This is a genomic window from Atlantibacter sp. MEI4A-1023, assembly GCF_056155425.1.
On record NZ_CM149568.1, the window covers coordinates 3,132,098 to 3,146,263 of the forward strand.

10 protein-coding genes are annotated in these 14,166 nt (G+C 55.5%); 3 read left to right on the forward strand and 7 right to left on the reverse strand.

Features of this window, described 5'->3' with window-relative positions; translation table 11 throughout:
• Position 1: 1 nt before the first annotated feature.
• Entirely contained in the window at positions 2-1,357 is a 1,356-nt protein-coding gene (locus tag ACVV26_RS14980) for an MFS transporter (RefSeq protein WP_312978354.1), read from the reverse strand.
• 402 nt (positions 1,358-1,759) lie between these two features.
• Here ACVV26_RS14980 and rpiB point away from each other — a divergent pair, with 402 nt between their 5' ends.
• Together rpiB and tal are read left to right on the forward strand one after the other, a co-directional pair.
• Positions 1,760-2,218, forward strand: coding sequence for a ribose 5-phosphate isomerase B (rpiB, locus tag ACVV26_RS14985; protein ID WP_312978352.1), 459 nt, complete (start codon positions 1,760-1,762; stop codon positions 2,216-2,218).
• Positions 2,219-2,263: 45 nt separating this feature from the next.
• A complete protein-coding gene (tal, locus tag ACVV26_RS14990) occupies positions 2,264-3,244 on the forward strand; it encodes a transaldolase (RefSeq protein ID WP_474798018.1) in 981 nt (326 codons plus the stop codon).
• A gap of 28 nt (positions 3,245-3,272) precedes the next feature.
• Here the strand turns inward: tal and mgtE are convergent, their stop codons facing one another.
• The 6 genes from mgtE to ACVV26_RS15020 all read right to left on the reverse strand — a co-directional run bounded on the left by mgtE (position 3,273) and on the right by ACVV26_RS15020 (position 10,682).
• On the reverse strand, positions 3,273-4,706 hold the full coding sequence (gene mgtE, locus ACVV26_RS14995; protein WP_474798020.1) for a magnesium transporter: 1,434 nt from the start codon (positions 4,704-4,706) through the stop codon (positions 3,273-3,275).
• Positions 4,707-4,879: 173 nt separating this feature from the next.
• Positions 4,880-6,526, reverse strand: coding sequence for a multidrug ABC transporter permease/ATP-binding protein (locus tag ACVV26_RS15000; protein WP_474798022.1), 1,647 nt, complete (start codon positions 6,524-6,526; stop codon positions 4,880-4,882).
• An 83-nt stretch (positions 6,527-6,609) separates the two neighbouring features.
• On the reverse strand, positions 6,610-7,260 hold the full coding sequence (alkB, locus tag ACVV26_RS15005; protein WP_474798024.1) for a DNA oxidative demethylase AlkB: 651 nt from the start codon (positions 7,258-7,260) through the stop codon (positions 6,610-6,612).
• Positions 7,260-8,324, reverse strand: a complete 1,065-nt coding sequence (gene ada / locus ACVV26_RS15010) for a bifunctional DNA-binding transcriptional regulator/O6-methylguanine-DNA methyltransferase Ada (RefSeq protein WP_474798026.1) — start codon at positions 8,322-8,324, stop codon at positions 7,260-7,262. Before ada ends, alkB begins: the two co-directional genes overlap by 1 nt.
• 71 nt (positions 8,325-8,395) lie before the next feature.
• Positions 8,396-9,427, reverse strand: a complete 1,032-nt coding sequence (apbE, locus tag ACVV26_RS15015) for an FAD:protein FMN transferase ApbE (protein WP_474801863.1) — start codon at positions 9,425-9,427, stop codon at positions 8,396-8,398.
• 136 nt (positions 9,428-9,563) lie between these two features.
• Positions 9,564-10,682 (reverse strand): porin OmpC, encoded by a 1,119-nt coding sequence (locus ACVV26_RS15020; protein WP_474798028.1) that lies wholly within the window; start codon positions 10,680-10,682, stop codon positions 9,564-9,566.
• Positions 10,683-11,492: 810 nt separating this feature from the next.
• Here ACVV26_RS15020 and rcsD point away from each other — a divergent pair.
• Entirely contained in the window at positions 11,493-14,159 is a 2,667-nt protein-coding gene (gene rcsD / locus ACVV26_RS15025; protein WP_474798030.1) for a phosphotransferase RcsD, read from the forward strand.
• The last annotated feature ends 7 nt before the right edge of the window (positions 14,160-14,166 follow it).

The following is a 14,166-nucleotide window of genomic DNA, read 5'->3' on the forward strand; positions in this document are numbered from 1 at the left end:
ATTAGTGCTCTCCTGCTCGTTTCATCTTCACATCAGCGGCGGGCTTTGTGTGGGGAATGCGGCTTAACACCAGCATCATAATCGCCGACAGCAGCATAAATCCGCCTACCACCATCATCGGCACCAGATAACTGTGCGTGGCGTCATGCAACGCGCCAGTGATGTAGCCCGCCGAGAAACCGGCCACGTTGCCGAGGGTATTGATTAACGCCACCGCCGCCGCCGCAGAGGCGCCCGACAGGAACTGGGTAGGTAAGGTCCAGAAGTTTGGCAGTGCCGCAAAGATGGCGCTGGCGGTTAACGAGATCACCACCATGGTGGCAAACGGCGTTTCCATATACAGCGCGGTGGGCACGGTGATCGCGCCGACCAGGGCTGGAATGGCGATATGCCAGGTTTTGCAGCCGCGACGGGAGACATCACGCGACCAGAAGTACATCACGATGGCCGCAACCAGATACGGCGCGCCGGTGATCAGCCCTTTCTGCATCACGCCAAAGGTAACGTTGAACTGGCTCTGGAAGCCGCCGATGATGGTCGGCAGGAAGAACGCCAGCGCATACAGGCCGTACACGAAGCCGAAGTAGATCAGGCACAGCACCCAGACGCGGGCGTTGGACATCGCCGAGCGCAGGCTGTGGTTAGCGGCGCTGGATTTCTGAGCGTCTTCACGCGCCAGCTCGTTGTTAAGCCACTCTTTCTCCTGCGACGTCAGCCATTTGGCGTCGTTCGGCTTATCGATCAGATAGAACCAGGCGATGATACCTACCACGATAGCCGGCACCGACACCCCGAGGAACATCACGCGCCAGCCTTCCAGCCCGAACAAGCCATGTTGATTGATAAACCAGGCCGCCAGCGGCGCGCCGAATACCACGGTCAGCGGCTGCGCCAGATAGAACAGCGCCAGAATTTTGCTGCGGTGACGCGCCGGAACCCAGGCGCTTAAGAAGAAGATCGCGCCAGGGAAGAAGCCCGCTTCCGCCACACCGAGCAGCAACCGCAGGATATACAGCCCTTCGACATTACTCACCCAGGTGAATAACAGCGAAACGATACCCCAGGAAACCATGATACGCGCCAGCCAGCGACGCGCGCCGTAGCGGTGCAGTGCCAGGTTGCTGGGCACTTCCAGCAAAATATAGCCGATAAAGAAAATCCCGGAGGCCAGGCCGAACTGTGCGACCTGAATACCCAGGTCATCCATCATGCCGTTAGGGCCAGCAAACGAGATGGCCGTCCTGTCGAGGAAGTTAATAAAGAACATCAGAGCAACAAATGGCACAAGACGAATCGAGATCTTACGAATGGCTGACTTTTCTACGTCAGTCGCTACGTTTTGATGAGTGCTGGTCACAGTGTCTCTCCTTCCGGGTAAATCGGGTTACCGGTGGGATCAGAGGAAAATGGGTGTTGTCTATAAATCGCGATTATGGATAAGCCCCGTTCCATATCTATTGGCGTTTCCTATTCACATTTTCGCTACATGACAAATGAACATTAACAGTTCATAAGATTTGTGCAAATGAGCATCCAATGAAATTGTGATCGCCCTCAAAATGTCTATTTTGAGCGATACGCGAGGCTTAACACCCTAAAAAGAGGTAGAAGAAGTCATTTTTCACTGTTCATATGAAAATGTGTTGAACTTATGTTTATTAAAAGCTACTTTTTATCCAGCCAGAGATTGTTCACATGAATAGAAACCGTTCAGATGAACAGCCAAACTTCCCCTGTACCCTGATGTGAGGAAACCACTATGTTAACAATTGCGATTGGTGCTGATGATGCAGCGACGGAGCTGAAGAATCTGGTGAAGTCCCATTTGCAGTCGAAAGGCATTGAAGTCGTCGATTTCAGCCATGACGTCGGCGACAACCCGTTAATTTACCCGGATATCGCCTTTAACCTCGCCAGCGCCATCGGCGATGGCACCTACCCGCGCGGCATTTTGCTGTGTGGTACCGGCATCGGGATGGCGATTGTCGCTAACAAAGTCCCCGGCGTGCGCGCGGCTCAGTGCCACGACACGTATTCCGCCGAACGCGCCCGTAAAAGCAATGACGCGCAGGTAATGACCCTGGGCGCACGCGTGATCGGCCCGGAACTGGCGAAGAATATCGTTGACGTGTGGCTGGCGTCGGAATTCGAAGGCGGACGCTCCGCGCCGAAAGTCGAAAAAATCACGTATTACGAGAATCTGGGCAAGTCTGCGTAATCTCCGGCTGCCGCTTAACCTCTGAGCTCTGAAAGGATCTTGATCATGAGTCAGTTAGATGAACTCAAACGTATCACTACCGTGGTGGCGGACAGCGGCGATATCGAGGCCGTTCGCCGTTTTAAACCGCAGGACGCTACCACTAATCCGTCGCTGATCCTCAAGGCGGCGGCCATTCCTCACTATCAACCGCTCATCGACGACGCGATCCAGTTCGCCGTTCAACAGGGCGGCAACCGTGAAACGCAGATCATCAACGCCAGCGACAAGCTGGCGGTGAATATTGGACTGGAACTGCTTAAGCATGTGCCGGGGCGCGTTTCAACTGAAGTGGATGCGCGCCTCTCGTTCGATCGCGGGCTGTGTGTCGCCAAAGCGCGTAAGCTTGTCCGCCTGTATCAGCAACAGGGCGTCGATAAATCGCGCATTCTGATTAAGCTTGCCGCCACCTGGCAAGGCATTCGCGCCGCCGAAGAACTGGAAAACGAAGGGATTAATTGCAACCTGACGCTGCTGTTCTCTTTCGCACAGGCCCGCGCCTGCGCCGAAGCAGGGGTGTATTTGATTTCGCCGTTCGTCGGGCGGATATACGACTGGTATCAACAGCATCAGCCGCAGGAAACTTACCAGGCAGAAAGCGACCCTGGCGTGGTGTCGGTGCGGGATATCTACCGTTACTACAAAGCGCATCGTTATCCGACGGTGATTATGGGCGCCAGTTTCCGCAAAACGGAGCAGGTGCTGGCGTTGGCCGGTTGCGATCGCCTGACCATTTCCCCTGCCCTGTTAAGCGAACTGGACGCACGGGAAGGCAGCGTTGAGGCGAAACTGAGCGCCGATGTGGCGGTGGAAAACCGTCCATCGCCGATTAGCGAAGCCGAGTTCTACTGGCAGCATCATCAGGATGCTATGGCGGTGGATAAGCTGGCGGAAGGGATCCGCCTGTTCGCTGAAGATCAGGACAAACTGGAAGCCATGCTTGCCGCGAAGCTCGCGCAACAGGCAGTCCCTTCTTTAGCCGAATAAGCAACTGGGCCGCAAATGCGGCCCTTTTTTACAGCAGGAACAGCGTCGCCAGCCCGAGGAAAATAAAGAACCCACCGGTATCGGTGATCGCCGTGATCATCACGCTGGAGCCAATCGCCGGGTCGCGCCCTAAGCGGGTCATGATCATCGGGATCAGCACGCCCATGATCGCTGCCACCAGTAAATTGAGCATCATCGCCAGCGTCATGACCCCGCCCAGCGCCCGGTCGTCGTACAGCCACCAGGTGACGCCGCCCATTATGCCGCCCCACACCAGGCCATTAATCAGCGCCACACCGATTTCACGCAGCATCAGGAAGTGAATATTGCCCGGCTGGATTTGCCCCAGCGCCAGAGCGCGCACAATCATGGTAATGGTCTGATTGCCCGTATTGCCGCCAATCCCCGCCACGATAGGCATCAATGACGCCAGCGCCACCAGTTGCGCGATAGTATGTTCAAATCCGTCGATGACCCGCGAGGCGATAAACGCGGTGCAAAGGTTAATCGCCAGCCACGCCCAGCGGGTTTTTACCGCTTTGGCTACCGGTGCGAACACGTCCTCTTCGGTGCTTAAGCCCCCCATTCGGCGCAGATCGTTATCGGTTTCTTCGTATACCACATCTACGATCTCATCGATGGTCAGACGGCCAATTAGTCTGCCCCGCTCGTTCACCACGGCAGCGCTCACCAGGTTATCGCGTTCGAAAATACGCGCCGCATCCTCGTCGCGAACTTCCGGCGTCAGGATCACCGGGTTGGCGTCCATCACGTCGCACACCACCGCCTGCTGGCGGTTGAGTAAAATAGTGGTTAACTCCAGTTCGCCAATCAGGGTGTTATCGCGATTGACCACAAACAGTTTGTCGGTGTTGTGCGGCATTTTGCCCAACCGACGCAGGTAGCGCTGTACCGTCGCCAGGGTGATTTCCGGGCGTACGGTGATCACCTCAAATTCCATGATCGCGCCGACGCTGTTTTTATCGTACATCAGCATCTGGCGCGCCCTGGCGCGCTCGCGGGCCGGGAGCGAGGTCAACAGGCGACCGATCAAATTGCGCGGCAGGTGTTGGGCGATATAAATCTGTTCGTCGATATCCAGGGTACTGATGGCGTCGATCAATGCCTGGTCGCTCATCTCGTCGATCAGATCGTCCCAGACGTTATCCGAGGCTTCGAGCAGAACGTGGCCGCGCTTTTCATCGCCCACCAATCGCCAGATGGCGTGGCGTTCTTCCGACGGCAGAGATTCCAGGGTATCAGCGAGATCCGGCGCAGGCAGGCGCTGCACCCGTAAGGCGATATTATCAATCGCTTCCAGCACCTGCTCGGCATCGTGATGCCCCGGCGCGAGTTTGCCGAGTATGCCCTGAGTGACCGCTTTATCCGCCGCCAGCAATGTGAGGATTTGCAGCCGGTCTTCGGCGCGCTGTTTTACGTTATACGGGGTTGTAGAGACCATAAGTCGCGCATTCCATGAAAAGAAAATTCAGCAGGGCTATCCCGCCCCTTCGTCTGTTTACGATCCGTTAAGCATAGCGGGCGCTTTGTAAATTTTACTAAACGGCGAGGACAAGCGGATAAAAAAAAACCAGCATCGATAGCGAATGCTGGCTTTTTTCGTGAACGCGCGGCTTAACTGCCGGTGCGGGCGACCGCGTCACGGCTGGCGCTGTCGCGCTCGTCGCCGGTCAGCTCGCTCAACTGCCCGTTACGCATTTCCAGCAGCCGGTCGGCGTGGATAAAGTAGTGATCGTCATGGCTGATGGCGAAAATGGTTTTGCCCATTTGCTGCATTAACGGCAGCAGAACCTGGTAAAAATCACGGCGGAAGTGCGGGTCCTGGTCGGCGGCCCATTCGTCCAGCAGAATGATGTCGCGCTCTTCCGCCAGCGCCAGCAGCAGCGCCACGCGCTTTTTCTGCCCTTTCGACAGCTTAAGATTGAGGATCTTGCCGTTATCCAGTTCCAGCTTCGACGACATTTGTAGGCGTTGCAGCCACTGATCCACCAGCTCTGGCCTGGCGGCCTGGCCCTGTGGGCCAAGTAACTGGTCGAACAGCCAGACATCGGTAAACACCGCCGAGAAATGTTTGCGGTACTCGTCCATGTTGTTGGCACTAATCACCTGTCCATCAAGCAAAATCTCACCGGCTACCGGCTGGTACAGCCCGGTCAGCAGCATCGCCAGAGTGGACTTACCGCTGCCGTTGCCGCCGATCAGGAACAGCAGCTCGCCGCGATGAAGGGTCAGGTTAATCGGGCCCACGGCAAATGAATTATCGCCGTAGCGGAATTCCACATTGCGCAGCTCCAGGGTCTGCCACGGCGCGCGCGGCTGCGGATGGGCAAACTCCGGTTTGTACGGCGCGAGTTGGAATTTATTCAGCTTATTGAACGCCACCTGGGCGGTCAGCAAGGTTGGCAGCGCGCCCACCGCCGACAGCAGCGGAGTACGCAGAAACAGCAGCGTCAGCGAAAAGGTCGCCGCCACGTTGGTATCCGCCCAGCCGAGGCTGTTCGCCATCCAGAACACCAGGCCAATCGCCCCCAGCATCATAATGTTCGACCAGTTCACCGCGCTGAGGTGGAAGGTGTCGGCGCGCACGATGTGGTGGCGATACTCTTTGGCATCCGGCTGGTAGACCTTATCGAAGATATGTTCAGCCCGCTCGCGGTTAAGCGCCAGCTCTTTACGCCCTTCCAGCACGGTCTGGTAGTTGTTATACAGTTTGTCTTCGGTTTCACGCAGGATCGCCAAATGGCGGTAAACCCGCGCCACCAGCATAAATCCGCCCCAGATGGTGATCGCCACCCAGATAGTCGTGATCACCAGCATTTTCGGCGACAGTACCGCCAGATACCAGGCGCAGCCAATCGCCAGAATGATGCCCTGTACCAGTTCCGGCAAACGCACAAAGGCGATGGTGATATTGCGGATATCGCTGGTCAGCCCCGCCAGCAGCGAGGCGCTGCCGAGTTGCTCCACCCGCTCAACCGGGGTGTCGAGAATACGTTTGATAAACTCACCGCGCAGGCGGTAGACAAAATGGTGGCCGAGGGTGGTCAGCGCTAACTGCGAGGCCAGCGTCACCGCCATCAACAGCAGCAGCAGACCGAGGAATTCAGGCAATACCGCCAGGGAGATATCGACGTTTTCGATTAAGCGTTGGTTGATGAACGCGATAAGCCCAATGCCTAATGCGGCACTGGCAAGGCTCAGCGCCATCACCATCAAAAAAGGCCAGCGATACTGACGCCAGACGACCAGCAGGAGTTCCATAAATAGCAGCAATCCACAGCAGAAAATCAATCAGGCATGCAGTGTAAACGGCTGGCGAGCGACGGCAAGAATAATTCTTATTTTTATTCGTAATGCCCTGCGGCGCGGAAGGTTAAGTTGTAACGGTAGCCGCCAGCCAGGGGATGCTCCCCCTCTTTTAGCGGTTGGATCCCGTGGTAAAACAGGCGTGATGGACCGCCCCATACCACCACGTCGCCGTGCTCCAGCATGATCCGCTGTAGCGGCGCGCTGCGCGTCAGGCCGCCAAACTGAAATACCGCCGGTAATCCCAGTGAAACCGAGACAATCGGTGCGGCCAGGTTGGGTTCGTCTTTATCCTGATGCAGCGACAGTTTTGCCCCCGGTTGATAGCGGTTGATCAGGCAGGCATCTGGCGTGAAGTCAGGATAACCCGCCGCCTGGGATGCCACGTCGCACAGGCGCTGAAAGCTTTCTGGCATGGCGGGCCACGGGTTGCCGGTTTGCGGATCGACGGGCGCATACAAATAGCCGCGCCGGTCGGTGGTCCAGCCTAATGCACCGCAATTGGTCATCGCCACCGACATGGTGTAACCGCCGGGCGTCACCATATGGCGAAACGGCGACTGAGCGGCAACCTCGCTAATCGCCGCCATCAGTTGGGCGCTGTCCTGGCGGGCGAAGCGGCGCAGGATCACCGCGCCGGGTGCCAGCGGCTCCTGCCAGGGTTCATCTTCAGCAAACAGATCGAGCATCAGGTCTCCTTTTTGGCTTCATGATGCAGTAGCGCCGCTTTACGCGCTACGCCCCAGCGGTAGCCTGAAAGCTGCCCGTCCTGGCGGATCACCCGGTGACAGGGCACGATAATCGCCAGCCGGTTCGCGCCACAGGCGCTGGCCACGGCACGCACTGCATTGGGTTTGCCCACCTGCGCCGCCAGCGTTTGATAACTGACGGTTTCCCCCGCCGGAATAGCGCGCAACGCTTCCCAGACCTGTTGCTGGAACAGCGTGCCCTGGAAATCTAACGGCAGGTCAAGGCGGTTTTCTGGCGCATGAATGCAAGCGACGACCTTTTCGAGAATATCGCTAAAATCGTCCTGTGCCAGATGGCGCTCAGCCAGCGGAAACAGCCCGGCCAGTTCCGCCTCAAGCTGCTCGTCGTCATCCCCTAACAGTACCGCGCAGATCCCGCGCGCGCTTTGCGCCACCAGGCAACGCCCGACATGGCAATCCACCAGAGCGTAGCGCAGGCTCAGCTGTTTGCCGCCGCTGCGGAATTGTTTCGCCGTCATGCCCAGCGTGGCGTCGGCACCGCGATAAAAATTACTCCCGGAACCAAAACCCGCCTGATACAGCGCGGGCGTCACCGCCTCGCCGTGAGTTAAGGCATCGCGCAGCCGCTGATTGCGCCGGGCGGTTTGCCAGGCTTTGGGCGTTAATCCGGTAACCGATTTGAACAGGCGATGAAAATGGTACGGGCTCATGGCCATCTCCTGCGCCAGGGCGTCAAGCGTGAGGGCTTCCTCGCTGGCATCCAGCAATTCGCAGGCTTTACGGATCAGCGCGACGCGCTGCTGGCGCAGCGGCGCTTTTTCCGGCTGGCAGCGTTTGCAGGGCCGAAACCCGGCGGCCTGCGCGGCGTCGGCGTCCTGCCAGAAACGCACATTCTGGCGCAGGGGATGGCGCGCCCGGCAGGACGGACGACAGAAAATGCCGGTAGTGATAACCCCGAACACGAACTGCTCATCGGCACGGGCATCGCGGGTTTCCACCGCCTGCCAGCGCGCATCGTCGGTGTGGTAGACAGATTGTTTCATGGCTCGCTCCTCTTTAAAGGTAGCCCTACTCTGGCAGTAAGGCTGCGCCAAAAAACTCAGTTTCTTGCTTTTTAATTTTTCTGCGACAGCAGGAAGGTTTCGAACTGCGGCGACATCCAGGTAGAGAAACCCTTCGGCTCTTTCACAATCAGATATACCGCCAGCTTTTGCTCCAGCGCCAGCGCTTTCGCTTTTTCCGGCCCCAGCACCATCAGCCCGGTGTCCCAGCCGTCTGCTTCCAGCGCCGTGGGAGCGATCACCGTGGCGGACACCAGCGTATGCTGGATCGGATGCCCGGTGGCCGGGTCGATCACGTGCGACAAGCGCTTGCCATCCAGTTCGTAATAGTTGCGATAGCTCCCGGCGGTGCTGATGCCGTGGCCGTTAATATCCACTACCGCCGCCACGGCGTTTTCCCGATCCGTCGGCTGCTGGATGGCGACCCGCCACGACCGGCCTTCGGGATTGGTGCCCCGGCTGACCAGCGCCCCGCCCACTGAGACCAGATAGCGGTTAATGCCTGCTTGTTCCATCAGGCGCGCCAGATGATCGGCGGCATAGCCTTCACCCACGGTAGAGAGGTCGACAAAAAGATCGGGAAGATCTTTTTGCAGATACTGCGCGCCTGCCGACTGAATCACTTTCAGATGCTCAATGCCGACGCGGTTTTTCGCCTGTTCGATATCGGCGTCTGACGGGGTTTTCACCGGCTGTTTGTCCGGGCCGAAGCCCCACAAATTCACCAGCGGCCCCACGGTAATGTCCATCGCGCCCTGGGTTTTATGGCCGATGCGCAGCGCCAGCGTGACGATATCGCTCATGGCTTCGCTCACCGGCCAGGGATCGGTGCTGGCGGAATGGTTAAACTGCATCAGCGCCGAATCGTTTTTCCAGGTAGAGAGCAGCCGGTCGTCGTCGTCGAGCTGGGCTTGAATCTTTTCGCGTAGCGCCGCTTCGCGTGAGGGTTCCACGCCCGCGAGGCTCACCCGCCAGAATGTCCCCATGGTTTTGCCTTCCAGCACCACGGCCCGCTGGGCGGGTGCAGCCGATTGCTGCGAGTTATCGCATCCTGAAAGCACAAGAACGGCGGCCACCCATCCCATGCAAAGCCCTGATAAACGTCTCATTCATTGCTACCCCTTTGTTGAGGCCCGCAGGGTACAACAAAATTCGAAAATTGTCGGGAAGCGGGATAAAAAAAGGGAGCCCGCAGGCTCCCTTGATACAGACTGGTCGGGATTAGAACTGGTAAACCAGGCCCAGCGCTACGATATCGTCAGTCGCGATACGGGCATCACGGGTGAATTGGTTTTCATCCAGCAGGTTGATTTTGTAATCAACATAGGTGGACATGTTTTTGTTGAAGTAGTAAGTCGCACCTACATCAACATATTTCAGCAGATCCTGATCGCCGTAGTTGGCTACGCCGTTGGAGATGTCTTTACCTTTAGACTGCAGGTAAGCCACGGACGGACGCAGACCGAAGTCGAACTGGTACTGAGCAACCACTTCGAAGTTCTGCGCTTTGTCAGCAAAACCGTAAGCAGCAGCGCTGGAGTCGCCACCGAAACGGGTTGCGTTGTAAGTCTGGGTGTACTGTGCGGCCAGGTACAGGTTGTTGGCGTCATATTTCAGGCCGCCAGAATAGGTTTCTGCGTGGTCGCCGTTACCGTAGATGCCCGCCAGGTTGTTCTGGTCAGCAGTACGTTTGGAGGAAGACATCGCACCACCGATACCGAAGCCAGCGCCCAGATCGTAAGTTACGGATGCGCCGTACGCGTCGCCGTTCTGTTTCAGTACGCCACGACCGCCGAAGTCTTCGCCGCTCACGCTGCCGTTTTTACCCTGGTATTGCAGAGCAAAGTTCAGGCCGTCAACCAGACCAAAGAAGTCGGTGTTACGGTAAGTAGCAACGCCGTTAGCACGGGATTGCAGGAAGTTGTCAGAACCGTAGGTGTCGCCGCCGAATTCCGGCAGAACGTCTGTCCAGGAAGTCACATCGTAAACAACACCGTAGTTACGACCGTAGTCGAAAGAACCTGCGTCGCCCACTTTCAGACCCGCGAATGCCAGACGAGTCCAGGCGTTGTTTTCGCTTTCAGTGGTGTTACCCTGGACCTGGTATTCCCACTGACCGTAACCGGTGACCTGGTCGTTAACCTGGGTTTCGCCTTTGAAGCCGAGACGAATGTAAGTCTGATCGCCATCAGAACCATCGTCATCAGAGAAATAGTGCAGACCGTCTACTTTACCGTACAGGTCCAGTTTGTTGCCGTCTTTGTTATAAATTTCAGCCGCATTTGCAGCACCCGCGACTAACAGCGCCGGTACCAATAAGGACAGGACTTTAACTTTCATGTTATTAACCCTCTGTTATATGCCTTTATATATGCCTTTTCTTATTACCACTGCTTACTGATTAATCCTCTAATCAGTCGGCGAACCCATTGTCCAAAACAAATCCAGATTAATCCAATGCGAATATGATACTAAAACTTTTAAGGTGTTTCATTTTGCATTATAGGTGTAACAACATGTAAAAATCAGGGAACTTTTTTTAGCACGAAAAGCTAAAAATTATCGCACTGATAATCAAAAAATATCAATATTTCAATAATAACAATAAGTTAAACAAAAAGCCTTTTTACCGCACTGAATGATAAAACCTTTTCTCTATTCCTCACTAAAATAGATATCGCTATCATCATTAACTTTATTTATTACCGTCATTCGATCCTGAATGTCAGTTTCACCCCTATTTCAACCGGATGCTCGCATCCGGTTTTTTTTACGCTTCTTTACGTTAATTGATTAAATCTGTGCTACGCCCCACCGCGTCTATGGATAAGCTTGCTGCGTAATAATGCGGTCTCTTAATTTATTCCACCGCCTCACTTTGATTATTTGTGCTATTACCGCTACGTTTGCCTTTGTCTTTTAATTATTAATTCCAGTACGTTATTTCTTTTATTCTGCTTTTATTTTACTTGCTGCGGATCCGCTCAACGCACCCGCTTTCGCACGACTGGTCTGGAAAATCACGCTGTTCGCTTTATACTGCGGTGTCGGTATCTTTGCGCGCGCCTGCCGCTTGCTACCGCGATCGCGTCATGGAACCGACGCTATACGCTTTTTATTACGCCTTTAGCCAGCGGACAACACACGATAATGAGTCAGTCAGACACAATGATCCCCAACAAGTTTTCTTTGATGCCGGGCAGCATCACGCGTTTTTTTCTTCTGCTTATCGTGGTCTTGCTGGTCACCATGGGGGTGATTACTCAGAGCGCCGTCAACACCTGGCTTAAAGATAAAAGCTATCAAATCGTCGATATCACCCATGCGCTGCACAAGCGCATCGATACCTACCGCTACGCCACATGGCAGATTTACGACAACATCGCGCCTTCCACCTCGCCGGCGAACGAGGGATTACAGGAAACCCGTCTGCGCCAGGACGTTTACTACCTCGAAAAACCGCGCCGCAAAACCGAGGCGCTGATTTTCGGCTCGCACGACAGCTCAACGCTGGAGATGACCCAACGGATATCAAATTACCTGGACACCCTGTGGGGCGCTGAGAACGTGCCCTGGTCGATGTATTATCTGAATGGCCAGGATAACAGCATGATTCTGGTCTCTACCCTGCCGTTAAAAGATTTATCCACCGGCTTTAAAGAGGGGTCGATCAGCAACGTCGTTGATTCTCGCCGTGCAGAGATGCTGCAACAGGCTAACGCGCTGGATGAACGTGAAAGTTTCTCCGCCCTGCGCCGCCTCGCCTGGCAAAACGGCCACTACTTTACCCTGCGCACCACGTTTAACCAGCCCGGCCATCTGGCGACGGTGGTGGCGTTTGACTTACCGATTAATGATTTGATCCCGCCGGGTATGGCGCTGGACAGTTTCCGTCTCGACCAGGACAACACCCAAAGCGTCCAGGCCGGCAATGACCGGGAAGATCCCGACAGCGTCACCATTAATTTCAACAGCTCACGCATTGAGATCACCTCGCCGCTGAATTCCACCCATCTGAAGCTGGTGTGGGAAGTCCCCTTCGGCACGCTGTTGATGGAAACGCTGCAAAATATCCTGTTGCCGCTGCTGCTGAATATTGGCCTGCTGGCGCTGGCGCTGTTCGGCTACACCACGTTCCGCAACCAGCCGACACGCCGGGTTGAAAACAACGTGCCGAACGCCTGGCAGGGAGAGATGAAAAAGCTGCGTGCGCTGAATGAAGAGATCGTTACGCTGTTGCCGCTTGGCCTGCTGGTGCACGATCTGGAGTCAAACCGCACGCTGATCAGCAACGGTATCGCCGATCATCTGTTGCCGCATTTAAACCTGCAAAACATTACCGCAATGGCCGATCAGCACCAGGGCGTGATTCAGGCGACCATCAATAATGAACTGTATGAGATCCGCCAGTTCCGCAGCCAGGTGGTGCCCCGCACGCAAATTTTCGTGATCCGCGAGCAGGATCGGGAAATCCTGGTGAATAAGAAACTCAAACAGGCGCAGCGCCTGTATGAGAAAAACCAGCAGGGCCGTGCGGCGTTTATGCAACATATTGGTGAAGCGTTAAAAACGCCGGTTATGAAGCTGGCAGAACAGGCGGGGCTGGCTGCCAGTTCTGACAACCGTGCCCTGGTCAATCATGCCGATGAAATCGTGCGGCTGGTGGATGAAATTCAGCTGTTAAATCTGCTGGAAACCGAAAGCTGGAAAACCATGCAGAGCGAGTTCTCCATCCAGGAAGTGATCGACGAGGTTGTGCCGCAGGTCCTGCCCGCCGCCAAGCGCAAAGGCCTGCAACTGCTGGTCAAGAACCAACTGGCCGCCAATGAAAGCCGTTACGGGGATCGCGGTGCGCTGAAAAAGATCCTGCTGATGCTGTTGCAGTACGCGGTGACCACCACCGATATTGGCAAAATCACCCTCGAAGTCAGCCAGGAAGAGTCGGCGAACGAGCGCCTGACGTTGCGTATTCTGAATACCGGACAGGGGCTGACCGCGCAGGAAATCGATAACCTTCATTTCCCGTTCCTCAACGACACCTCTGCCGACCGCTTCGGTAAAGCCAATGGGCTCACCTTTTACCTGTGTAACCAACTGGCGAAACAGCTAGGTGGTTATCTGAATATTAAATCGCGTAATGAGCTGGGGACGCGCTATTCGTTGCATCTCAATATGGCGGTGGAATCGAAGCAAGAAGAAGACGAAGAGCGTTTGCTGGATGATGTCGTCGCGATGGTAGATGTTACATCTAATGAAGTGCGCGCGGTGGTGGTTCGCCTGCTGGAAAGCTGGGGCGCGAGTTGCATCACCCCTGACGAACGGCTGATAAGTCAAGAGTTTGATATTTTCTTAACTGATAATCCGTCAAATCTTACAGCAACCGGCCTGCTTTTAAGCGATGATGAGGACCGCGTACAACAGTTAGCACCGGGTAAACTGCGTGTTAACTTTAATATCAGCGCAGCTTTGCAGGAAGCGGTGCTACAACTAATAGAAGAGCAACTGGCGCAGGAAGCCAGCCCGGAATCTCCTCTGGGCGGTGATGAAAATGCTCAACTTCACGCCAGCGGCTATTACGCCCTGTTTGTCGACACAGTACCGGACGATGTGAAGAGATTGTATACTGAGGCAGCGACAAGCGATTTTGCTGCGCTGGCTCAGACGGCGCACCGCCTGAAAGGTGTGTTCGCCATGCTCAATCTTGTCCCCGGCAAGCAGTTATGTGAAACGCTGGAGCATAATATTCGTGAGAAGGATGCTCCAGGTATTGAAAAAGATATCAGTGACATTGACGCCTACGTCAATCGCTTGCTGTAGCAAGGTA